The organism is Bifidobacterium sp. W8103 (assembly GCF_016100775.1).
Classification (GTDB): Bacteria; Actinomycetota; Actinomycetes; order Actinomycetales; family Bifidobacteriaceae; genus Bombiscardovia; species Bombiscardovia choladohabitans.
This window is the reverse complement of sequence record NZ_JACFRV010000001.1, coordinates 919,777-941,816: the sequence shown is the minus strand read 5'-3', so window position 1 is coordinate 941,816 and position 22,040 is coordinate 919,777. Positions and strand designations below refer to the sequence as shown.

Sequence of the window (22,040 nt, the reverse complement as noted above, 5' to 3'; positions counted from 1 at the left end):
TGCGCGGTCTGCGTGGGGGTCGTGCCTGCGGGTCCGGCCGGATGGCCGGATGGTGTGGGCGTGCTGGCGTGGAACGGTCTTGAGGCTGTGGCATGGATGCGCTGTTGGGTTCCCGGACCGCCACCTTTGTGGGTGGTGTTCCCGTCGCCCGTCGGGTTCCTGCGTGGGGTTTGTCCCGCGTCGGGTCCTGTCGGTGTGCTGGTGGTTTGAGAACTGGATAGTGGACGCGAGCGGATGGCCGGCTTTTCGGGCTGGCTGTCTGCTGTATTGTTTCGTCCGAGCCTATTTTTTTGAGTGGGTTCGGGTCGATCGTTTTGTGATCGTTTAGTGTGATGATTTGTCGTCTGGCAGTTCGCAGTTGTTGTTGTCGTGGCATGGCCTGTGGTCGTGTTGTCGGCAAGGGCGCATGGTGGATGCCTTGGCAGACAGGACCGATGAAGGACGCGTGGGGCCGCGATAGGCCTCGGGGAGCCGCCGACAGGGCTTTGATCCGAGGGTGTCCGAATGGGGTAACCCGCCGGCCGTGATGGGCCGGCACCGCATTCGTGCGGGGGGTACGCAGGGAAGTGAAACATCTCAGTACCTGCAGGAAAGGATATTCCGTGAGTAGTGGCGAGCGAAAGCGGATGATGGCCAAACCGGTGCCGTGTGATACCCGTCGGGGGTTGCGGCATGGGTGTTGTGGGACTTGGCGTCCGGGCTCCGACGGGCCCGGCGGCAGTGATAAAGCGGCGTGTGAGGCGAACGGGATTGAATTCCCGGCCGTAGAGGGTGATGGCCCCGTAGCCGAAGGCGCGCCGCCTGCCGGTTCTTGTTCCCAAGTAGCGCGGGACTCGTGGAATCCCGTGTGAATCCGCCCCGACCGTGGGGTAAGCCTGAATATTCCTGTCTGACCGATAGCGTACGAGTACCGTGAGGGAAAGGTGAAAAGCACCCCGGGAGGGGAGTGAAAGAGTTTCTGAAACCGTGTGCCTACAATCCGTCGGAGCCCTTCGGGGTGACGGCGTGCCTATCGAAAAATGAGTCTGCGAGTCAGTGGTGCGTGGCGAGGCTAACCCGTGTGGGGCAGCCGTAGCGAAAGCGAGTCCGATAAGGGCGTTTCCAGTCGCGTGTCCTGGACCCGAAGCGGGATGATCTAGCCCTGGGCAGGTTGAAGCGCGGGTAAGACCGCGTGGAGGACCGAACGGACCTGGGTTGAAAACCGGGCCGATGACCTGGGGCTAGGGGTGAAAGGCCAATCAAATTCCGTGATAGCTGGTTCTCTCCGAAATGCATTTCGGTGCAGCGTCGCGTGAGTGCCTCCATGGGGTAGAGCTACTGGATGCTTGAGGGCCCGTATCGGGTACCGACAGCAGCCAAACTCCGAATACATGTGAGGTGTATCGCGGCAGTGAGTCGGCGGGGGATAAGCTCCGTCGTCGAGAGGGAGACAGCCCAGATCGTCGTCTAAGGTCCCCAAGCGCGTGCTAAGTGGGAAAGGATGTGGAGTCGCATAGACAGCCAGGAGGTTGGCTCAGAAGCAGCCATCCTTGAAAGAGTGCGTAACAGCTCACTGGTCTAGTGGTTCCGCGCCGATAATGTAGCGGGGCTCAAGCACGCCACCGAAGACGCGGCAGCGCAGTTCGCTGTGCTGGGTAGGAGAGCGTTCCGCGTGGGGCGAAGCGGCGGCGTGAGCCGGCCGTGGACCGCGTGGAAGTGAGAATGCAGACATGAGTAGCGAGAGGCGGGTGAGAATCCCGTCCGCTGGATGACCAAGGGTTCCGGGGCCACGTTCGTCGTCCCCGGGTGAGTCGGGTCCTAAGGCGAGGCCGACAGGCGTAGTCGAATGGATGAAGGAGTCGATATTCTCCTACCGGCGTCAAGCCGTCCAATCCAAGACGTGGAAGCATGCCCTTACCTGTGTCGGGTGGTGGTCTTCGGACCGTCCGATGGCATGGGACCGGCGTGTGGATGCGTGGCGGGTAGCGCGGGAGTGACACGGAACGGGAGCCGGGCCGCGGTGGTGGTTATCCGTGGTCAAGCATGCGGCGCGTCGGGCAGGCAAATCCGCCCGGCATGAGCGCGAGGTGTGATGATGGGGGGTCTTGTGCCCCGAATCCGGTGTGCCGTTCCGTCGAGAAAAGCTTCGGCGTGAGGAGTGGCGCCGCCCGTACCCCAAACCGACACTGGTGGTCAGGTAGAGTATACCAAAGCGATCGAGCGAATCCTGGTCAAGGAACTCGGCAAATCACTCCCGTGCCTTCGGTATAAGGGAGGCCCCGGCCGGTGAGGCGCCTTTGCGCGCGGAGCCGGCTGGGGCGGCACAGACCAGGGGGTAGCGACTGTTTACCAAAAACACAGGTGCATGCGAAGACGTAAGTCGCTGTATATGCACTGACGCCTGCCCGGTGCCGGAAGGTTAAGAGGATCCGTCATCCCTCTTCGGAGGGGGCAGCGGTGAATTCAAGCCCCGGTAAACGGCGGTGGTAACTATAACCATCCTAAGGTAGCGAAATTCCTTGTCGGGTAAGTTCCGACCTGCACGAATGGCGTAACGACTTCCCCACTGTCTCGACCAGGAGCTCGGCGAAATTGCAGTACGAGTAAAGATGCTCGTTAAGCGCAGAAGGACGAAAAGACCCCGGGACCTTTACTATACCTTGGTATTGGCGTTAGGTGCGGACTGTGTAGCATAGGCGGGAGGCTTCGAAGCGGGTGCGCCAGCATCCGTGGAGCCGTAATGTGAAATACCGCTCTGTCCTCATCTGGCCTCTAACCTCGGCCGGTCATCCCGGCCAGGGACAGTGCCTGGCGGGTAGTTTAACTGGGGCGGTTGCCTCCCAAAGAGTAACGGAGGCGCCCAAGGGTTCCCTCAGCCCGGTTGGCAATCGGGTGTCGAGTGCAATCGCACAAGGGAGCTTGACTGCGAGACCGACGGGTCGAGCAGGGACGAAAGTCGGAGATAGTGATCCGGTGCCGGCGTACGGACGCGGCATCGCTCAACGGATAAAAGGTACCCCGGGGATAACAGGCTGATCATCCCCAAGAGTCCATATCGACGGGATGGTTTGGCACCTCGATGTCGGCTCGTCGCATCCTGGGGCTGGAGCAGGTCCCAAGGGTTCGGCCGTTCGCCGATTAAAGCGGCACGCGAGCTGGGTTCAGAACGTCGTGAGACAGTTTGGTCTCTATCCTCTGCGCTCGTTGGAATCTTGAGGAGCCCTGCCCATAGTACGAGAGGACCTGGGTGGACGAACCTCTGGTATGCCGGTTGTCGCGCCAGCGGCACGGCCGGTTGGCTACGTTCGGATGGGATAACCGCTGAAAGCATCTAAGCGGGAAGCCCCCTCCAAGATAAGGATTCCATGAAGCCTCCGGGCTTCTGAAGACCCCATGCAGAACACATGGTCGATAGACCGGACGTGGACACCCCGCAAGGGGCGGAGCCGACCGGCACTAATGGTCGAGGACAACACAACACCCACCCCCCTGGAGGGGTGGCGGCATCAACCCGACTGCGAAACACATGCCTGCGGCAATGAACACGAACACGCACAGGCGATCGACAACGGAACACGCGTCCACCATCCGGTCCCCGAACCACCAGAAGACCCCATCCCCCTCACACGGGGTTGGAAGAATTGAAGATTCGCGGCGGTCATGGCCTGGGGGAGACGCCCGGTCCCATTCCGAACCCGGAAGCTAAGACCCAGCACGGCAATGGTACTGCACCCGGAAGAGTGTGGGAGAGTAGCACACCGCCGCCATTACACATGAAAAGCAAAGGCCTCTGGTGACAGCAGTCACCAGGGGCCTTTACTGTATTTCAGGGCATATACCCCACAAAACACCTTCTGTCTGCATGCCGCGCCTCTATACCTCAGAGTACTTGAGCTATATCAGTACGCTTTATGGCACGATACTGCCAAACTGCACATACTCGCCCGCCTTATGAGATCCGAGCCAGTGCCATCAGGACACAATGGACAATAAAAATGAAACTTCTGTTGAGCAAACTAATGACATTCTGGCTCATACGATACTTTGATAAACCATTTGTTGAGGTTAACTGCTCTGATCGAGATCAGTGCCCTGTCAAACACCATGCCCAAAAAGCATAAGGCTGTGTTGTATCCATGGGGCGCCCCGTGCCTTCAGCGAAACCCGTCCGAAAACTGTGTTTTGAGGTATTTCAGCACTGTCTCAAAACCCCTGTGTGTCAATACATAAAACGTTAAAGCAAATAAGTAGAATGTCAGCTGTTGCCCACCATATACAGGGAGGTATTAGATGGCTGGCAGGATATTCGATATCCACTTGGACAAACATGTGCCGAAGGCGACCATATCGGTAACCGAACAACGACATCTTTGGTTCCGTGAGTTTATGAAACCATATCTGATGGTCATCATTCTGTACATTACCATGTACCTTGTTCGGAATAATTTTAAAGCAGCCCAGCCTTTGATGAAGCAGCAGCTGGGCATCACAACCCAGCAGTTGGGCGTAATCGGTTTTGTTTTCTCTGTTGTCTATGGGATCGGAAAAATCGTTGTGGGATATCTGGTCACAGGCAAAGACAACAAGAAGATTGCATCGATTATGCTTTTCTGCTCGTCTATCGTAGTCATCTGCATCGGTTTCCTCTTTACCTTAAGCCACGTGCCTATGGGTTGGTTGATCGTTCTATGGGCCTTGAATGGGGTCTTTCAGTGCGCCGGAGGCCCAAGCTGCGCCACGGTGATCTCCAACTGGACGACGAAGACGACCTACGGCCGTTATTTGGGCGTCTGGAACGCTTCCCACAATATAGGCGGTGGCCTGGCTGGAGTATTCGCCATCTGGTGTGCCCAAACCTTCTTCGGAGGCAAGGTGGCGGGGATGTTTATCGTCCCGGGTGTAGTGGCGCTTCTTGTGGCAATCATGTGCTTCCTGGTCGGTAAGAACCGGCCTGAGGATCTCGGGTGGGAACCCTCAGAAAAGATCTTCAATGAGCCTGTCAAACAGGAGGACGAAGAGTCGCATGATGATACCACTTGGCAGATTTTCCGCCGGTATCTGCTTTCGAACCCTTGGGTTTGGGTGCTTTGCGTCAGCAACGTTTTCGTCTATCTGATCCGCATCGGCATCGACAACTGGGCGCCTCTGCGTGTGACTGAGCAGCTGCATTTCAGCAATCAGGTCGGCGCGCGGACCATCTTCTATTTCGAGATGGGTGCTTTGATTGGATGCCTTCTCTGGGGAGTGGTGTCTGACTTCCTGGGTGGCAGGCCCGCCCTCGTCTCCACGCTTTGCGCCATCTGCCTGCCGCTCGGAATGGCAGGCTACCAGCTGGGCCGCACCCCTGTGGTCATTTACATCTCGCTCTTCTTCTTGGGCATGTTCATCTTCGGACCCCAGATGCTGATCAATATTTCCATGCTCAATCAAATTCCCAAGCGGGCCAATGTGCTGTCCGGCGGCATGGTCGGCGCATTCGCCTACCTGTTCGGTGATTCCACCGCCAAGGTCCTGCTGGCCAAGATCGCGGATTCCTCGTCCGATGGGCTGACCGTGCTGGGACATGTGCTGCATGGTTGGAATGACACTTTTATCGTGCTGTATATCGCCATTGTCTGTGCGGTCGTACTTTTGGGCCTGGTGGCCTTGATGGAAGAGAAACGTATCAGAGGAGGTCGTCGATGAACATCACCAATTTTCGGGATCTGGGTGGCATGCGGACCATCCATGGCCGCCGGGTCCGTCCCCACGGGTTCATCCGGTCCGGGCAGCTGGTCGGCCTGGACGAGGAGACCAGGAGGGATCTGGTCGAACGCTACCAAGTCACGCAGGTCGTGGACTTCCGCCGACCCTTCGAGATACAGGAGAGTCCTGACGACTCAATCGAAGGCATCACTTTTACCAACATCGATCTGCTGGGTATGATCGGTGCCCGCAATACCAGCTTGGACGACTTCGCCTCGATCGGTTCGGTCGATCGGGTCAATGACCATATGCTGGGCACCTACCACGACATGGTCCTGAATCCAGGCGCTCAGAAAGGTTTTGGGCGCTTCCTGCGCATCGTCGTGGGCAACACCCAGGGGGCCACGCTCTTCCACTGCTTTGCCGGCAAGGACCGGACCGGGTTCGCCGCGGCCCTGGTGCTCTGGCTGCTGGAGGTGGACGACGACCAGATATTCGCTGACTATCTGAAGACCAACCAGGAGAGGGTCGCGGCCAACAATCAGCTGCTGGACCAATTCAGGGCCAAGGGCTTCGACCAGGATTCACTGGACGCACTGGCGGTTGCACTTTATGTCAAGAAGGAATATCTGATTTACGCCCGCCAGCTCATGATCGACGCCTACGGCGATGTCTTCGCCTATGCACGTCAGGCTCTGGGGTTCGGACCCGACCAGGTGGAGGCCCTGCGCCGCAACCTGCTGGAATAACCACACAAGACCGAATAGGTGCGGGCAGGTGATCGGGCTTGAGTGCCAATTGTAAGGGGGCATCGTGCATACATAAGTCTGGGACGGTAATGATTCCGGGGCTCCCGTGCGGCTCTGGTCGGTCAATGTTGATCGCCAGACGACCGGGAGGCCCGGGCCATTGGGAGACGGCCATGAATGCGGGCGCGGGTTTCTTTCGCACAGACGGATTGCCGAGCAGACCGCGATTATATGGTCAGCAAAACGACATGGGAACAGCCGAATCCATCTTGACTGACCATATCGACGCTGCAGGTGACTGGATGATCAAGGAGGATTTTGGACTCAGTTTGAAAGAGACATCCCTGTCCTGGAGCGGCTGCTGATATCCCCCTGGCTGAAGACCTGGTCGTAGAACTCCTGCACCAGGGACTTGTCGGCTGCTGTCTGACTCACGCTCATCATGAACCTTCGCCTTCTGCCAGTACGCAGGCTTTCGAGTTTCTTCATGATGGGTGTCTTCGCTCAGGCTCGTAAGCGTGCATGAGACCAAGGTGAGCAGGTGGATGGTGGCTTACGGAAAGGCTATCAGGCCTTGAAGTGGCGCTCGTCGTTCATGGTGGCGAAGTTCAGACCGATCAGGATGCCGCCGCCTATGTAGTTGCCCAGCATGGCCACCAGGACCACCAGAATCGCCTTCCAGGCGTTGACCCGTCCGAAGACGCCCAGGATGAGGAAGAGGGCCGAATCCGCTATCGAGTGCTCGAATCCGCAGAAGGCGAAGACGAAGACGGCCACGACCATGATGATGCACTTGGTGAAGTCGTTGGAAAGCTTGCCGTTATAGACCATGAGCATGGCGATGTTGATGCAGAAGTTGCACAGGATGCCGCGAACGAACAGGTCGGCGAAGCCCATGGGACCGCCGGAGACGTAGCCGGTTTTGGTCGTCGCGGCCGCCAGCATCTGGTCCAGGGTGGGACCGCTGACGATGGACGAGAAACGCAGGATGACGGCCACGATCAGGGCTCCGGCCAGGTTGCCCAGAAGGCAGAGGACCAGGATCCGCAGGGAGGCCAGCCAGCCCAGACGCTTGTGATAGGCGCCTATGGTGACCACCATCATGTTGGAGGTCAGCAGTTCGGAGTTGGTGTAGTAGATCAGGACCAGGGCCCAGCCGAAGGTGGTCGCCGCCAGGACCCGGCCTGCCAGGATCAGACCGTGGTCGGCGGGGTTCTGGCCGGCCTGGCCCATGATGACGAAGAAGGCCGTAAAGAAGATACCCACAAAGAGGCCGGCCATGGTGGCTCGCTGCATGTACTTGCCGGTCAGGGCGCCACTCATGGTCTTCTTGCTCTCGACCACGTCCAGGACGGTGCTGATGAAGGCCCGCCCGGGGAAGAGGGGCTGTCTCTTCTGTTGATCTGTCATCTGATTGGATTGCTCATTCACGGGGTTTATTATGACATTCCCGAGTAAAGAGAGACCGTCCTTAGGGCCCTACTGTGCGGGAATTCACTTCTTTGCCGGTGTCACCCAGCCTCACTCGGTGCGCAGGGCGGTGGCAGGATCCTGCTTGGCCGCCTTCCGCGAGGGGATCAGGCCGCCGATCAGGGTCAGGATCACGCTCAGGATGACCAGAGCCACGCCACCCGAGGCAGGCAGGGCCGCATTCACCTCGGTGGTGCCCATGAAGTGGTGCATGATGCTGTTGGCAGGAACGATCAGCAGCAGAGTGATGCCCACCCCCAGCAGGCCCGCCAGAAGTCCGATGAGGCCGGTCTCGGCGTTGAAGACGTTGGAGACGTTCCGCTTGGAGGCGCCCATGGCGCGCAGGATGCCGATCTCCTTGGTCCGCTCCAGAACCGATATGTAGGTGATGATGCCGATCATGATGGAGGAGACCACCAGCGAGACCCCGACGAAGGCTATCAGCACGTAGGTGATGACGTTGATGATAGTGGTGACCGAATTCATCATCAGGCCCACGTAGTCGGTATAGACGATCCGGTTCTTCTCCGCGGCCTTGTCGTTGTAGTGCTTGATGGAGTCGCCCACGGAATTCTTGTTCTCGAAGCTGTCCGTGTAGATGCTGATGCGGGAGGGGGCGTCCCGGGAGATCAGGCCGAAGTCGCTCAGGTTGTCGGCGTAGGTGCCTGTGGAGACGTACTGGTTGTAGATGGCGACCAGGGCCTCCTGAGGGGCGGTGGCAATGTATTGGTCGAAAGCTTGGGCCGTTTGCTGCTCGGCTGAGGCCCCCGTGGGGATGCCGGCAGGACCTTGGGCTCCCGCAGCGGCTCCGACCCGGCCCTGACCCTGACGCTGGGCCTCCTGACCGGCCATGGCTGCCGAACTCTTCATGATCTCCTGGGCCATGCTGGCCTTCTGGCTGACGCCCAAGGATGCGATGTAGGCCTTGGCATCGCTGGCTTTGGCGGCATCGTCGGCAGGGGCGAAGGCCATCCCGTTGAGAACGCTGTGGCCCTGGTCGGCCTCCTGGTCGGTGACGATGGGGCTGGTCTTGGCCTGGTCGATCAGGTAGTCGGTCAGCTGGCGGGTATACCCGACGCCCACCTTGAGGGGTGTGGCCTTGGCTCCCTGGTTGGGACGGACGATGCCGACGATGTGCAGCTGCAGACCCTGATCTGCGGCCTTGGTCATCTGGTCGGTGCTGTCGCCGATGTAGTGGTAGTGGCCGTCGGTCCCCTTGGCATACTGGTCCGCAGCAGGCACCAGGGAGAGCTTCTGGTCCATGGCCTTGGCGTATTCGATGGGCTTGGTGTCGACCTTGACCTCCTGGCCGCTGTTGAGCTTGTTCATCATGTCGGTGTACTGGCTGGAGGGGAGAATGCCCAGCTTGTAGAGGCTGGTGACGGGCATCTGGTTGTTCTTGTCCAGCACCAGGACCACCTGATCCTTGGCCTTGGGCCAGGTGCCGTTCACCACCTGGTAGTTGTCGGTCACCACCTTGCTGATGGTGGTCTTGGCATCGGCCCCCGGCATGATTTCGCCGAAGATCTCCGGGGCCTTGTTCTTCTCGGTCTTGCCGGTCAGGTAGGACATCTGCATGGACTGGATGTCGCCCATGTCGCTGTCGGTGTTGGCCGTGGCCATCTGGCTGGCGGTGGAGCTGGCGTCGTCCTGCCCGCTCATGGTCACCTTGTCCGCAGAGACCAGCTTGCCGTCCGGGTCATGCCCGAAGACCGAGAACTTGGTGGCGTAGGAGTACTGGATGCCGACGGACCCCACGTACTGGTGGATTTCGCTCTTGGGATTGTCCAAGTATTTTTTGAAATCTGTCAGGTTGTTCTGGGTGATGCTGCTGGTCAGGCTGGAGGCTCCCTTGATGCTGGAGTCGTCCGGCTGGATGGCCTTGAGATCCTTGTGGGCCTTGGCCTCCTTCTGGGATTCCTGGGCGGAGTCCACTATCTTGTTCAGGTCGAAGGACTGCTCCTGAATGGTGATGGGGTAGGAGGTCATGGTCTCCCGCTGCACCCTGTCGATGTAGCGGTTGACCCCGGTGGACACGGACAGGATCAGGGCGATGCCGATGATGCCGATGGATCCGGCGAAGGATGTCAGGGCCGTCCGGGCCTTCTTGGTCCGAAGATTGTTGAAGCTCAGTGACAGGGAGGTCAGCAGACCCATGGAGGCCTTGCCGAAGGTGCGGTGGCGTGCCCGGCGGATGGGCACCTGGTCGTCGGGCAGGGGGTCGGAGTCGCTGATGACCGATCCGTCGTGCAGCTCCACAATCCTGGTGGCGTATTGGTGTGCCAGCTCGGGGTTGTGGGTGACCATGACCACCAGCCGGTCCTGGGCCACCTCCTTGAGCAGGTCCATGATCTGGATGGAGGTCTCGGAGTCCAGGGCTCCGGTGGGCTCGTCGGCCAGGAGGATGCGGGGGTTGTTGACCAGGGCCCTGGCGATGGCGACCCGCTGCATCTGTCCGCCCGAGAGCTGGTTGGGCCGCTTGTTCACGTGCTGGCCCAGACCCACTTGTTCCAGGGCCTGCCTGGCCCGCTCCCGCCGTTCCTGCCGGTGCACGCCCGAGATGGTCAGGGCCAGCTCCACGTTGGACAGGATGCTCTGGTGGGGGATCAGGTTGTAGCTCTGGAAGACGAAGCCTACGGTGTGGTTGCGGTAGGAGTCCCAGTCACGGTCCTTGTACTTCTTGGTGGAGGTGCCGTTGATGATCAGGTCGCCCTGGTCGTAGCGGTCCAGCCCGCCGATGATGTTGAGCAGGGTGGTCTTGCCAGAGCCGGAGGGGCCCAGGATGGCCACGAACTCGTTGTCGCGCAGGTTGACGCTGACATCATTCAAGGCCTGCTGGACGAAGTCCCCCGTTTTGTACTGTTTGGAGATGTGTTCGATCTGCAGCACCGTCGTCCTCCGCTTTCTGGATTCTCAATGGCTTTAATGGCATGGACTTATGGACTCTTGGAGTGCCAGCTTACGCCATCAGCATGGGTAAATGCCGATATGGCCTAGTCCACCGACTTGAGGGCTTCCAGCATGTCCACATGCTTGAGCTTGTTGTTGACCATCCAGCCCAGGCCGGCCGTGATGACCGTGATCATGACCAGGGGCACGACGAAGGCTACCCAGCTGATGGAGGGGTCAAAGAGGACGTTGTCCGGCGGGACGGTCGTGATGATGTAATGGTGCAGCCAGGCCCCGAACCCGTACCCGGCCAGGACGCCGATGGCCGACAGAAGGATGGTCTCCCGGTAGATGTACATGGTCACCTCGCGGTCGTAGAAGCCCAGCACCTTGATGGTGCTCAGCTCACGGATCCGTTCCTCCACGTTCAGATTGGTCAGGTTGTAGAGGATGACCAGGGCCAGCAGGGTGGCCACGATGATCAGCACCTGCATGATCATGTTCAAGGATTTGACCACGGTGTCGATCTGGCTCATCAGGGTTGTGTTCTGCACCACCCCCTGGATCCCGTCGATACGTATGAAGGAGGCGGCCTGCCTTCTGGTGTTCTCCGCGCTGGAGTCCTTGAAGGTGACCAGGTGGGCGTTGGGCGAGAAGTCCTGATGGAAGACGGTCCTGTAGGCCGATGGGCTCATGAAGACGAAGTGCCCCAGGTACATCTCGCAGATGCCGTCCACCCGCATGGTCCTGTCCCTGCCGCCTGAATCCTGCAGGGTGATCCTGTCGCCGGTCTTGGTCCCCGTCAGCTGGGCGATCCGTTCGGAGAGGATCACGCCATCGCCCTTGAGACTCAGGGGCTTGTGCCCGGCCCGGGTGTCCATGCGGATGAAGTCGTCCAGGTGCTCGGCGCTGGCCGGCGCGATCATGGTGATGGACTGCTTGTCGGCGTTGTGGCCGGCCGTCTTGCTCATCTCCTCGTAACGCACGTTCAGGGAACGGCTCACATCGGGCTTTTCCAGCCGTTTTTTGATGGATTGGCGCTGGTCGGATGTGGCCTGGCTGTTCTCGGCGGCGATCAGGTCGTAGCGGATCACCTGACCGAACTGGTGCTCGTTGATGGCGGAGATGGACCCCTGCACGCCGAAACCGGCCATCAGCAGAGCCACCGATCCGCAGACCCCGAAGATGGTCATCAGCATCCGCTGCTTGTAGCGGAAGATGTTCCGGGCGGTGACCTTGTGCGTGAAGCTGAGCCGGTTCCAGATCAGGGGTATGCGCTCCAGGAAGATTTTCGATCCGGCGCTGGGCGGCTTGGGCAGGAGGAGGGCCGACGGCTTTTCGCGCAGCTCCCGCCAGGCGCTCAGGAAGGCCGGAACCACGGCGCTCAGGAAGGCCAGCAGGCAGGCCAGGAGGGTGATGGGCAGGTGGAAGCCGTAGTGAATGGGCGGCATGTCGAAGGCGTGGACATAGGCCTGGTAGACGATCCAGGGCAGCAGGGTGTGGCCGGCGATGATGCCCAGGAGCGCGCCCAGGGCGGAAGCTGCTCCGCCGTAGACCAGGAACTTGGCCATGACATCCTGGTCCCTGTAGCCCAGGGCCTTGAGTGTTCCTGCGTTAATCCGCTCCTCGTCCACAAAGCGCGTCATGGTGGTGAAGGTGACCAGGGCGGCCACCAGATACATGAAGTAGGGGAAGACCTTGGCCAGCGAGTCCACGATGAAGGAGACGGAGGCGTAGACCTTATAGCCCTCCGAGCCGGGCGCCTCACGACGAGAGTCCAGGGCGTAGACCGGCTTTTCCAGTCGGCTCAGCTGGTCAGCCGCCTTGTTAAGCTTCTTCTGGGAGTCGTCGATCCTCTTCTGGGCATCCGGGCTCTCCTTGTTGAATTTGTCCAGTTTGGCCCGGTATTCCGCGGTTTTCTGATCCAGGGTGGCCTGGGCCTGGTCGATCTGCCCCTGGGCCGAGGCCCGGCTGCCGGCCAGCTGCCGCCGGGCCTGGGCCAGTTTGGTCCTGCCCTGGGCCAGCTGTGCGGAGGCCTGGTCAAGCTGGGTCTTGCCCTGGGCCAGTTGGCGCTCGCCTTCCTCCACCTTGGCTCTTGCCTGGGTCAGCTCCCGACGCTTTGCATCCAGGGTCTGCTGGTTGGCCGCAACCTGGGCCATGCCGGGGGCATACTGGTTGGTCATGAAGGCATCGCGGCCCGTCTTGGCCTTGGTCACCAGGGCATCGATCTGCGGTGATTGCCGATTGAGTTCGGTCAGCTGTGCCTGGAGCCCGGCCTTCTTGCGGTTGAGGTCCTCCTGCTGCTGAGGGGTCAGCCCGGGTGTGGCCAGTTGGGCGTCGATGGTCTGAATGAGGCCGGTGACCTGTGCGATGCCCTGTCTGCATTGCTTCTGCGCTGCCTGGGCCTGGGCCACAGCCTGGTCGGCCTGGGCCTTGCCACCCTCCAGCTGCTGGCGGGAACCATCAAGCTTGGCCTGCCCCTGGTCGATGTCCTGCTGCCCGCGATCTGCCTGCTGCCTGCCCTGGGCCACCTGGCTGGCGGAGGACTGGTACTGCTTCTGCTTTCGAGCCAGTTCGGCCGAACTCAGATCCACCTCCTGCTGCCCTTGGTCGATGGCCGCCTGGGCCTGCACCGTCTTTGCAGCCAGTTGGTTCTTGGCGGACTGGATGCTCTGGGCACCCTGGTCCAGATCCTTCCTGGCCTGGTCCAGCTGCTGCCGGTTCCCCTCGAGTTCGTTTCTGGACTGGTCCACCTGGTCCTGTCCCTGGTCCAGCTGCTTCTGCAGTGGAGCCTTGATGGCGTTGAGCCTCGCTGTGGGGCGGCCTGACAGGATCCTGTTCAGGTCGTCCTTGTGGGTCTGCAGGGCCTGGATGTACTGGTCGGAATAGTGGTCCCTGATCCGGTCCAGGTCCTTGAAGGTCAGGCGGGCGATCATGTACTCGTCCGAGTCGAAGGCCTTGGGCGTGGCCACAGCGTAGGAGTCCAGGGACCCGGAGCCGGCTGTGGAGGGGCCCATGTTGACCTTGCTCAGGATCTCGGTCGACCTGACCGTGCCCACCACGCGCAGCTTGTGGTGCCTCAAGACCTTCCTGCCCAGCTGGTCGGCCTTCTCATCCACCTGGATGCTGCTGCCGATGGGGTGGCTCTCACCCAGGGCCGTGTCGACCGCTATCTGGTCCGACCTGGTCGGCATGGTCCCGTCGACCAGCTCATAGGTGGAGATCCGGTCGGGGGCGGAGTAGATGCGCAGGCTCTTGTCGGTGCCCTTGAGCACCACGTCCTTCAGATACCCGTATTCGATTCCTGAGTTGCCCGGGGCGGTGTCGATGGCGTTCCGGTCCTCCTGGTCCAGCCCATAGCTGCTGATGACCATCAGGTCGGCCAGATGGTGGTCGGACAGGTAGGCGTTGCCGGCCTGCCGCATGTCCGGCCCGGTCACGCTCAGCCCGACCAGGGCGAAGGAGCCCAACGCCACCAGGCAGACGATGGAGATGAACCGCCCCAGGGACTTGCGCAGGGAGACCCGGATGTCGTGCCAGAGCACCTTCCTGACGGGCTGCATCCTCACCACTCCACGTTTTCGATGTCTTCGGGGCTGTCATTGGTCTGCACGGCCTGAACCCGGGCGTCGTGCATGCGGATGACCCTGTCGGCGATGGGGGCGATGGCCGCGTTGTGGGTGACGATGACCACGGTGGCGCCCTTCTTGCGGCACTGGTCCTGCAGGATGCGCAGCACCTGCTTGCCGGTCCGGTAGTCCAAGGCTCCGGTGGGTTCGTCGCAGAGCAGGATTTTGGGGTTCTTGGCCACAGCCCGGGCGATGGCCACCCGCTGCTGCTCGCCGCCGGAAAGCTGGGCGGGGAAGTTGTCGATCCGGTCGCCCAGGCCCACGTCGACCAGGGTCTGGACCGGGTCGGCGGCATCGTCGACAATCTCAGAGGCCAGCTCCACGTTCTCCCTGGCGGTCAGATTGGCCACCAGATTGTAGAACTGGAAGACGAAGCCCACGTCGTAGCGGCGGTAGGTGGTCAGCTGCCGGGCGTCATAGCCGGCGATGTCCTTCCCGTCCACGATCACCTGGCCCTCGTTGCATGTGTCCATGCCGCCCAGGATGTTCAGTACGGTCGATTTGCCCGCCCCTGAGGCGCCGAGGATGACCACCAGTTCGCCCTTCTCGATGGAGAAGGTGACCTCATTGTTGGCCACGATGGTCGTCTCGCCGGTCACATACCGTTTCGTCTCTCCGATGACGTCGATATAGCCCATCATGCCCTCTCGTAACCCTGGCTGTGCGGCGGGGTCGTCCGACGCAAGGGACGCCCTCCTGATGCTCTTTTCCCCACTACTGTATACGTTTGTGGGGTCGGGAGCACAGAAGAACCGCCTGCCGGGAGGCGTCATGTTCGCCGGCCTTGCAAGGGTTCGGAGATTCAGAGGGCTTGCAGGAGGTTGCCCAGTTTGCGGCTGTCCCTGACCGGTCTGCCCTGGCGGAAGGTGATGAACCGCTGGCAGGTCTGGGCCAGGAACTCCTGGTCGTGTGAGATGACGATCACCATGACCCCCAGGGAGCGCATGTAGCGGATCATCCCGGTCACCTGGTTCATGTGGAGCAGGTCCAGGCCGCTGGTGGGTTCGTCCAGCACCACCAGGCGCTTGCCCGACAGTATGGCGGCCGCGATGGCCACCCGCTGCTTCTCCCCGCCGGAGAGGGTGTTGGGGTGCCGGCCCAGGAGCCGCTCCAGGTCCAGCTTTCGTGCCACCTCCTCGAAGAGGTCGGTCCGTTTGGCTCCAAGGAGCATCTCGCCCTCCACGGTTTCGCTGAAGAGCTGGTAGTTGACATCTTGGAAGACCATGTAGGAGTCCTCGACGCGCTCCCTGGCGGTCTGCTTGGTCCCGTTCAGGCTGATTTCCGACCTGTCGCCAGGCTTGAGCAGTCCGGTCAGGACGGAGGCGAAGGTGCTCTTGCCGGCTCCGTTGCGGCCGATGATGCCGGTGATGTCCTCGCTGGACAGGGTCAGGTCGTCCACATCCAGGGCAGGATCCTGGTCGTGGTGGTAGGCATAGGTTAGGTTCCTGACCCGCAAGAGGTCGGGGGTCTTCTCGGTAGTGACCCTGGCTGGGGCGCTCGCATTCTCGGTCGCGTCCAGATTCAGGGCCCGCAGCCCCATGGCCTGGCGGCTTGGGCCATCCAGCCCCCTCATGGCGGCCGGAGTCAGGTGCTCCGTCAGCCTGCCGTCCTCCATGACCAGGAAGTCGTCGGCCAGGCCGTCCAGGTAGTAGAGGCGGTGCTCGATCAGGACCATGGTCAGGCCCCGGTCCTTCAAGCGGCCCAGAATCTGCGCCAGGCTGGCCACCGCTTCCACGTCCAGATTTCCGGAGGGCTCGTCCAGGACCAAAATCTCCGGGTCCATCATGCAGGAGGAGGCGATGGCGATCATCTGCTTCTCGCCCCCGGACAGGGAGAAGATGTCCCGGTCCATAAGCGGGGCGATGCCGAAGAGGTCGGCCACCTGGTCTATACGCTCCCGGATGGCCTCCGGCTGGACCCCGGTGTTCTCCAGGGGGAAGGCCAGCTCGCTGCGGACGTCGGTGGTGAAGAACTGGGTCTTGGGGTTCTGGAAGACCGACCCCACCTGCTCCGAAAGCTGGTAGATGGGCCGGGCCGTGGTGGGCTCGCCCTCGATCAGGCACTCTCCCTCCAGCTTGCCCTCGTAGAGTTCGGGAATCAGGCCGTTGATGACCCTGGACAGGGTGGTCTTGCCGCAACCGCTCGGCCCGGTGACCACGGTCAGTCGGCCCTGTCCCATCCGGCAGGAGACCTCTTCGAGGGAAGGCCTGCTGGCGCCCTCGTAGGTGAAGCTAAGCCTGGAACATCGCAACATAGGCTCCACATCCCATAAGGACCAGACCCAGGGCGCACATGAGCGCATCCAGTCCGGTGAAGGCAATCCGTTGGATGGAGGTCTTGGGTCCGGGGTCGCCAATCCCCCTGGTCAGGGCGGCCGAGGTCAGGTCGGAGGCCACATTGGTGGCGTTATTGAGCAGGGGGACGTAGATGTACTCCATGGTTCGCATCGGATGCCGGACCATATCGCCGGTGGTGACCGCGATTCCCCTGAACTTCATGGCCCGTCTGATCTGGGCATAGTCGTGCCTGACGGTCGGGAAGAAGCGGAAGAGGACGCTGACGGGGATGACCAGCCACTGGGGGGCGTGGATCTTGCGCAGCAGGTAGACCAGCTCCGAGACCTTGGTGGTGCCCATCATGAAGGCCGCAACCAGCACCAGGGGGAGGACCCTGCCCACGCCGACGAAGAGGAAGAGCAGGTAATGTCCCGGCAGGTTCTCGGGGAAGACCATGGCCAGGGAGGCGCCCAGGGCGAAGACCAGGCAGACCAGAAGCCAGGCCTGGCCCTTCCTGACCCTGCCCACGATGACCTGGAAGCTGCAGAAGTAGATGTTGATGGCCAGGACCAGCGGGGTGGGCAGAGTGACGAAGATCAGGGCGTTGGCGAAGATGACCAGCAGGAATCTGGTGTAGATGGAGATGGGCCTCATTGCTTGGCGGGTATCCGGTTGAAATGCCGGTCGACGATCCGGGCGCCTATCCATGCCCCGAGCAGGGCGCCGACCAGGGTGGCCAGGATGCAGACCAGGAAGGTGGCTCCGGTGATGGGTGCGAAGACTCCGTCGATATACTCCTGGCTCTTGCCGCGGCGGACCAGGCTGGCCACATAGGCGTCCTTCATGAACCAGAGGGGCAGAACTGGGCCGGTGCAGCCGAAGGTGAGGATGACATAGCTCAGGTAGCGGGCCAGGTTGGGACGACTCTCCCCGAGCGAGGACTGAACCAGGTCAGCCAGCAGGCCGCAGAAGGCGTAGGGGATGAAGGAGAGGGCGAAGTGGCCGAAAACCAGCAGGAAGAGGCCCATGATGACGCCGACGATGGTGATGGCCCCGAACCTGGGCACCCGGCGGATCATCAGCATGTAGACCGGGCCGGAGACCAGCCCCACCACAGCGGGGATGAAGAGGGAGGACAGGCCGGGCATGACCAGGCCAGCCAGGAAGACGGTGATGAAGTTGCCCACCGCCATGCTGACGAAGTAGAGGGCCGTGAAAATGCCGACGTTGACCAGGTCTTTTGTCTTCAGTGCTTTCATAAAGGATCGCTCCCATCTGGGTGGCGGTCGCTCGGCCCTAGGCCATATCCGCCGATTTCAGGTTGTGCCGTCAAGTTTAGGAGGGCCGGGAGGGAAAGTAAATGATATTTTTTTATGTCTCTTGCTTGGCGCGCGAGGATTTTGTTAGTGTCCACTGAGAGAGGCGTATCAGAAAGGCGGCACGGAGGACAGGCATGATCAGCAAGCGACTACTTCATCTACCGGGAGCCAGGATGGGCGCCAGCCTCCTGCTGGCCCTCCTGCAGACGATCGGTGCGTTGGCGGAGGTGCTCCTCCTGCCGGTGGCCATCGCGGCCGTGGGCCGTTCCCTTGGCCTGCCTGTTCCCCATGCCCTTGCCTGGGTGCCCGGTCGGCCCGGACTTCTGGCGGCCTTGATAGGTGGGCTGATCCTGGTTCGGCTCCTGGCCCAGGCGGTTGCCAAGTCCGTCAGTGCCCGGCTGGCCGATGGGATGGGCAAGGCGCTTTCCCAGGCCCTCTACCTATCCGTGTTCGACCCCAACAGGCAGGAGGACGACCTGGGCGTTCCGGCGCAGACCCTGGCCAGGCTTTCGACCGAGGGGGTCAAGTCGGTCGTCTCCTACTTCACGGCCTACATTCCGGCGCTGGTCCAGACCGCCCTGATGCTGGTCGTGGCGTTGGCTGTCCTCCTGCCTGTCAGCCCCCTGGCTGCGGTGATCGTCGTGATTGGCATGGTGGCCCTGCCCCTGGCCTCCAAGCCCACCATGGGCGAGAACATCAAGGTGCAGCTAGGCCAGTTGCGCAAGTACGACAAGGTCGGCGTCCACTTTGAGCATGCCCTGAGGGGGCTCAACACCCTGAAGATATTCGGGGCAGACCAGCGGCAGGCCGACGATCTGGCCGAGGAGTCCGAGGGATTCCGCCGGATAACCATGGGGGTCCTGGGCGGGCAGCTGCGCTCGCTGATCAAGGCCGACGTGGTCATCTACACCAGCCTCATCCTGGCGGTCGCAGCCACGGTCCTGATCGGGCAGGGCGGCTCCTCACGAGTGCTGTCCTGCCTGGTTGTCGCCCTGGCCGGGGTCCGGCTCTTCGCCCCTGAGCGGCAGTTGGTCTACATGATGCATTCCGGCATGGTCGCCATCAAGCAGGGCAAGGCCATCGACGATATTCTGCAAGCGCGGCAGGGGAGCAATCGAGAGTCTGCGGCCCCGGAGACGACCCCTGAGTCAGGAAAGAAAGTAGCTTCGGATGTGGCTCCAGCAACGATTCCGGAAGCGCCCGAGGAAGTGTATCCAGGAACGAGTCTTGAAGTATCTGAGAAAGCAGCTCGGGAGTCTGACCCGGAATCCGCATCGGGTGCTGGCCGAATTCCTGCAAGTGGATCCGCCTCGGAGCTTACTTTGGACGCTGTCCAAGCGCCTGTATCAGGTTCTGCCGATGTGGTGGGGCAGAATGCTGGTTCGGTACGGCTGAGCTCGGCGCAGGCAGATCAGGCGGATATGTCTGGAGACGATTCGCCGGGCATCCGCGCTCGCAATCTGACCTACACCTATCCTGACGGCTTCCAGGCCTTGACTGACCTGAACTTCGATCTGCCTGCCAAGGGGCATGTGGGTTTGGTCGGCGCTTCGGGTTCTGGCAAGAGCACCTTGGCGGGTCTGCTGTCCGGGCGTCTTCAGGGGTATACCGGAGAGCTGACCATTGGCAGGCGCCAGATCGGCGACCTGTCACGCGAGGACCTGGTCGGCCTGCAGACTGTGGTTCGGGGAACCGATCGCCTCTTTACCGGGACCATCAGGTCGAATCTCGATCCGGCCGGACTGGGCTACTCGGATTGGGAGCTGCAGGATGCGCTGGACCAGGTCGGCCTGACCGGTCTTGTCCAGAGCAAGGGCGGGCTGAATGCTCTCATTGATCCTGAGGGAGGCAACCTCTCCGGAGGGCAGCGCCAGCGCCTGTCCATTGCCCGCGGACTCCTGCGACGTTCCCCCGTCTACATCTTCGACGAGGCTACCAGTGCCGTGGACCGTGAACATGACGCCACTCTGGCCGCCTTGATGGACGCGCTGGGCAAGGAGTCCCTTGTCCTGACCATCACCCACCGCCTGGCCGGGGTTCGTAATGCCGATGCCATTCTCTTCTTGCAAGGGGGTCGTCTGATGGAAAGTGGTGGCTTCCGTGAACTGATGGATGCCGGGGGCGGATTTGCGGCCCAGTGGAAGGAGCAGGCCCAGTATGAGGACGGGGAGTGACGACATGCAGCAGACGACCGGCAATCTGACGATGATGCGCCGCATGGCCCGGCTGATGAAGCCTCTGGCTGGTACGGAGGGCAAAGCCATCCTCTGTGGCAGCCTAGGCCATCTTTTTGCTGTCTGGAGCATGATGGCTGCCGCTGCGGCCCTGATTGGCCTGGTCACGGACTGGCCGCCGCTGAGTGGCCAGTGGGTCGTCTGGGCCCTGGTGGCGGTTCTGACTGCTCTCAGCCGGGGGGTCATGGCCTATGGGGAGCAGTACTACAACCATGAGATGGCCTTCAGCATGCTTCGTGACATCCGCACGACGGTCTTCGACAAGATGCGGTCCCTGGCCCCTGCCGGCCTGCGGAACCAGGCGCGCGGGGACATGGTGACGGTGATTACCAACGACATCGAGCTGCTGGAAATCTTCTATGCTCATACCCTATCGCCCATCGCCATCGCCCTGGTAACCTCTTTGTCCAATCTGGCCCTGCTCACTTGGCTCTCGCCCTGGATGGGTCTGGCTGCCCTGGTCTCCTACCTGATCGTCGGCCTGCTCATCCCCATCCTGAGCGCAAGGCCCACCTTCAAGGTAGCTATGCAGGAGCGAACGGCCCAAGCCAATTTGCACTCTCTACTTCTGGAGACCCTGCAGGGCCGTACAGAGCTGGCGGGGCTGGGTGCCCTCGGCAACACCCGTCGCCGGGTGGGAGCTGCCACGGATCAGATGCTGAAAGCCCGGGGGCGCACCTCTGGGCGGACCATCGCCAACGACATGGTCACCAACGTGGTCACTCTGATCTGCGTTGGAGCTTTCACCCTGATGGCCTGCTGGCTTGGCTCTGAGGGGTTGGTGGATCCTGCCCGGGGGATGATTGGACTGGTCGGTTTCCTCTCCTCCTTCGCCCCCTTGATACCTGTGGCCCGGCTAGGCGCTGGCCTGCAGCCTACACTGGCTGCCGCTCGGCGGGTCTTCTCTCTTTTGGACAAGGAGCCGCCTGTACGTGAGGTGGAATCCGATCACGGGAATCCTTTGGCGGAGTTCACCGGAGAAGAGGCCAAGGCGGTTTCCTTCTCTTACGCTGGCAAGACTGACACGGGTACAGACGATTCGCGTGGCTCTGGCGGCCGGACTTCGGTTTTGGAGGGTCTGAATCTTTCTGTCGAGCCTGGCGAGCTGATTGGCATCCAAGGTGCCAACGGGGTTGGCAAGTCGACTTTGATCGACCTGCTGATGAGGTTCCAGGAGCGCAGTGGTGGGGATCTGGCGGTTTCCGGCCTGCCTATCGAGACCATCCGCACTGCAGACCTGCGTGCCCAGCAGACTCTGGTGAGCCAGGACACTTATATATTTAGTCTTACTTTGGCAGATAACATCGCTCTGGCCCGGCCCGATGCCAGCAGGGTAGATATTGAGCAGGCCGCCCATGACGCTTGCTTGGATGATCTGATTGACCAGCTACCTGACGGTTTGGATCATCTGCTTGCCGATAATGGTTCAGATCTGTCCGAGGGACAGCGGCAGCGAGTGGCCTTGGCTCGCGCCTTTTTGAGCGCGGCACCATTCATGCTTTTGGATGAGCCCACCAGCAATATGGATGCCCTTCTTGAGGGCCGGGTTCTGACCAGGCTGATCCAGCGGAAGGGTGACCGTACCTGTCTGATTGTCTCCCACCGGCCCTCGGTCCTTGCTCGGGTGGACCGGCTGCTGACGCTACAAAATGGCAAGCTTATCCCCGCCTGAACATTTCATAGAGAACGAGGTGCAATTCGAGGTGCAATTCATAGTGTCACTTCGAATTGCTGCTGGCAGTGTTATCGGCGTAATTTGATCCGGCGCTGGTCCATTTCAACGGGTGATTCCGGCAGCGAATACCATCTA

General features: G+C 61.2%; 11 protein-coding genes and 2 rRNA genes. 6 read left to right on the top strand and 7 right to left on the bottom strand.

Annotation, left to right across the window (positions count from 1 at the left end; translation table 11 throughout):
- Window positions 1–386 precede the first annotated feature (386 nt).
- The 4 genes from H3U90_RS03540 to H3U90_RS03525 all read left to right on the top strand — a co-directional run bounded on the left by H3U90_RS03540 (window position 387) and on the right by H3U90_RS03525 (window position 6,413).
- Window positions 387–3,458, top strand: a 23S ribosomal RNA gene (locus H3U90_RS03540).
- 171 nt (window positions 3,459–3,629) lie between these two features.
- Window positions 3,630–3,746, top strand: a 5S ribosomal RNA gene (gene rrf, locus H3U90_RS03535).
- A 523-nt stretch (window positions 3,747–4,269) separates the two neighbouring features.
- Window positions 4,270–5,664, top strand: coding sequence for a hexose-6-phosphate:phosphate antiporter (uhpT, locus tag H3U90_RS03530; RefSeq protein WP_198177064.1), 1,395 nt, complete (start codon window positions 4,270–4,272; stop codon window positions 5,662–5,664).
- A complete protein-coding gene (locus H3U90_RS03525; RefSeq protein ID WP_198177063.1) occupies window positions 5,661–6,413 on the top strand; it encodes a tyrosine-protein phosphatase in 753 nt (250 codons plus the stop codon). The genes uhpT and H3U90_RS03525 overlap by 4 nt, the downstream gene beginning before the upstream one ends.
- Window positions 6,414–6,980: 567 nt before the next feature.
- Here the strand turns inward: H3U90_RS03525 and H3U90_RS03520 are convergent.
- The 7 genes from H3U90_RS03520 to H3U90_RS03490 all read right to left on the bottom strand — a co-directional run bounded on the left by H3U90_RS03520 (window position 6,981) and on the right by H3U90_RS03490 (window position 17,936).
- Complete coding sequence (locus H3U90_RS03520; RefSeq protein ID WP_232340491.1) at window positions 6,981–7,823, bottom strand: formate/nitrite transporter family protein; 843 nt, start codon at window positions 7,821–7,823, stop codon at window positions 6,981–6,983.
- A gap of 111 nt (window positions 7,824–7,934) precedes the next feature.
- Window positions 7,935–10,772: an ABC transporter ATP-binding protein/permease gene (locus tag H3U90_RS03515; protein ID WP_198177062.1), complete on the bottom strand. Its 2,838-nt coding sequence runs from the start codon at window positions 10,770–10,772 to the stop codon at window positions 7,935–7,937.
- Between the two features lie 104 nt (window positions 10,773–10,876).
- Window positions 10,877–14,335, bottom strand: a complete 3,459-nt coding sequence (locus H3U90_RS03510; RefSeq protein ID WP_198177061.1) for an FtsX-like permease family protein — start codon at window positions 14,333–14,335, stop codon at window positions 10,877–10,879.
- Window positions 14,336–14,337: 2 nt separating this feature from the next.
- Entirely contained in the window at window positions 14,338–15,039 is a 702-nt protein-coding gene (locus tag H3U90_RS03505; protein WP_045923831.1) for an ABC transporter ATP-binding protein, read from the bottom strand.
- A gap of 164 nt (window positions 15,040–15,203) precedes the next feature.
- The gene (locus H3U90_RS03500; RefSeq protein ID WP_198177060.1) at window positions 15,204–16,655 is read right to left on the bottom strand and encodes an ABC transporter ATP-binding protein; all 1,452 of its coding nucleotides are present in this window, start codon (window positions 16,653–16,655) and stop codon (window positions 15,204–15,206) included.
- Window positions 16,633–17,331, bottom strand: a complete 699-nt coding sequence (locus H3U90_RS03495; protein WP_044097939.1) for an energy-coupling factor transporter transmembrane component T — start codon at window positions 17,329–17,331, stop codon at window positions 16,633–16,635. The genes H3U90_RS03500 and H3U90_RS03495 overlap by 23 nt, the downstream gene beginning before the upstream one ends.
- Window positions 17,328–17,936, bottom strand: a complete 609-nt coding sequence (locus tag H3U90_RS03490; RefSeq protein ID WP_045934821.1) for an MptD family putative ECF transporter S component — start codon at window positions 17,934–17,936, stop codon at window positions 17,328–17,330. Before H3U90_RS03490 ends, H3U90_RS03495 begins: the two co-directional genes overlap by 4 nt.
- A 194-nt stretch (window positions 17,937–18,130) precedes the next feature.
- Here H3U90_RS03490 and H3U90_RS03485 point away from each other — a divergent pair, with 194 nt between their 5' ends.
- Window positions 18,131–20,170 carry an ATP-binding cassette domain-containing protein gene (locus H3U90_RS03485; protein WP_198177059.1) on the top strand — a complete coding sequence of 680 codons (2,040 nt, stop codon included), beginning with the start codon at window positions 18,131–18,133 and terminating at the stop codon, window positions 20,168–20,170.
- Entirely contained in the window at window positions 20,154–21,902 is a 1,749-nt protein-coding gene (locus H3U90_RS03480) for an amino acid ABC transporter ATP-binding/permease protein (protein WP_198177058.1), read from the top strand. Before H3U90_RS03485 ends, H3U90_RS03480 begins: the two co-directional genes overlap by 17 nt.
- Window positions 21,903–22,040 lie beyond the last annotated feature (138 nt).

Excerpts from the sequence above, each read along its gene's own strand:
- uhpT (WP_198177064.1), top strand. The coding sequence starts at position 4,270 with ATGGCTGGCAGGATATTCGATATCCACTTGGACAAACATGTGCCGAAG.
- H3U90_RS03525 (WP_198177063.1), top strand. The coding sequence starts at position 5,661 with ATGAACATCACCAATTTTCGGGATCTGGGTGGCATGCGGACCATCCAT.
- H3U90_RS03520 (WP_232340491.1), bottom strand. The coding sequence starts at position 7,823 with ATGACAGATCAACAGAAGAGACAGCCCCTCTTCCCCGGGCGGGCCTTC.
- H3U90_RS03510 (WP_198177061.1), bottom strand. The coding sequence starts at position 14,335 with ATGCAGCCCGTCAGGAAGGTGCTCTGGCACGACATCCGGGTCTCCCTG.
- H3U90_RS03505 (WP_045923831.1), bottom strand. The coding sequence starts at position 15,039 with ATGGGCTATATCGACGTCATCGGAGAGACGAAACGGTATGTGACCGGC.
- H3U90_RS03500 (WP_198177060.1), bottom strand. The coding sequence starts at position 16,655 with ATGTTGCGATGTTCCAGGCTTAGCTTCACCTACGAGGGCGCCAGCAGG.
- H3U90_RS03495 (WP_044097939.1), bottom strand. The coding sequence starts at position 17,331 with ATGAGGCCCATCTCCATCTACACCAGATTCCTGCTGGTCATCTTCGCC.
- H3U90_RS03490 (WP_045934821.1), bottom strand. The coding sequence starts at position 17,936 with ATGAAAGCACTGAAGACAAAAGACCTGGTCAACGTCGGCATTTTCACG.
- H3U90_RS03485 (WP_198177059.1), top strand. The coding sequence starts at position 18,131 with ATGATCAGCAAGCGACTACTTCATCTACCGGGAGCCAGGATGGGCGCC.
- H3U90_RS03480 (WP_198177058.1), top strand. The coding sequence starts at position 20,154 with ATGAGGACGGGGAGTGACGACATGCAGCAGACGACCGGCAATCTGACG.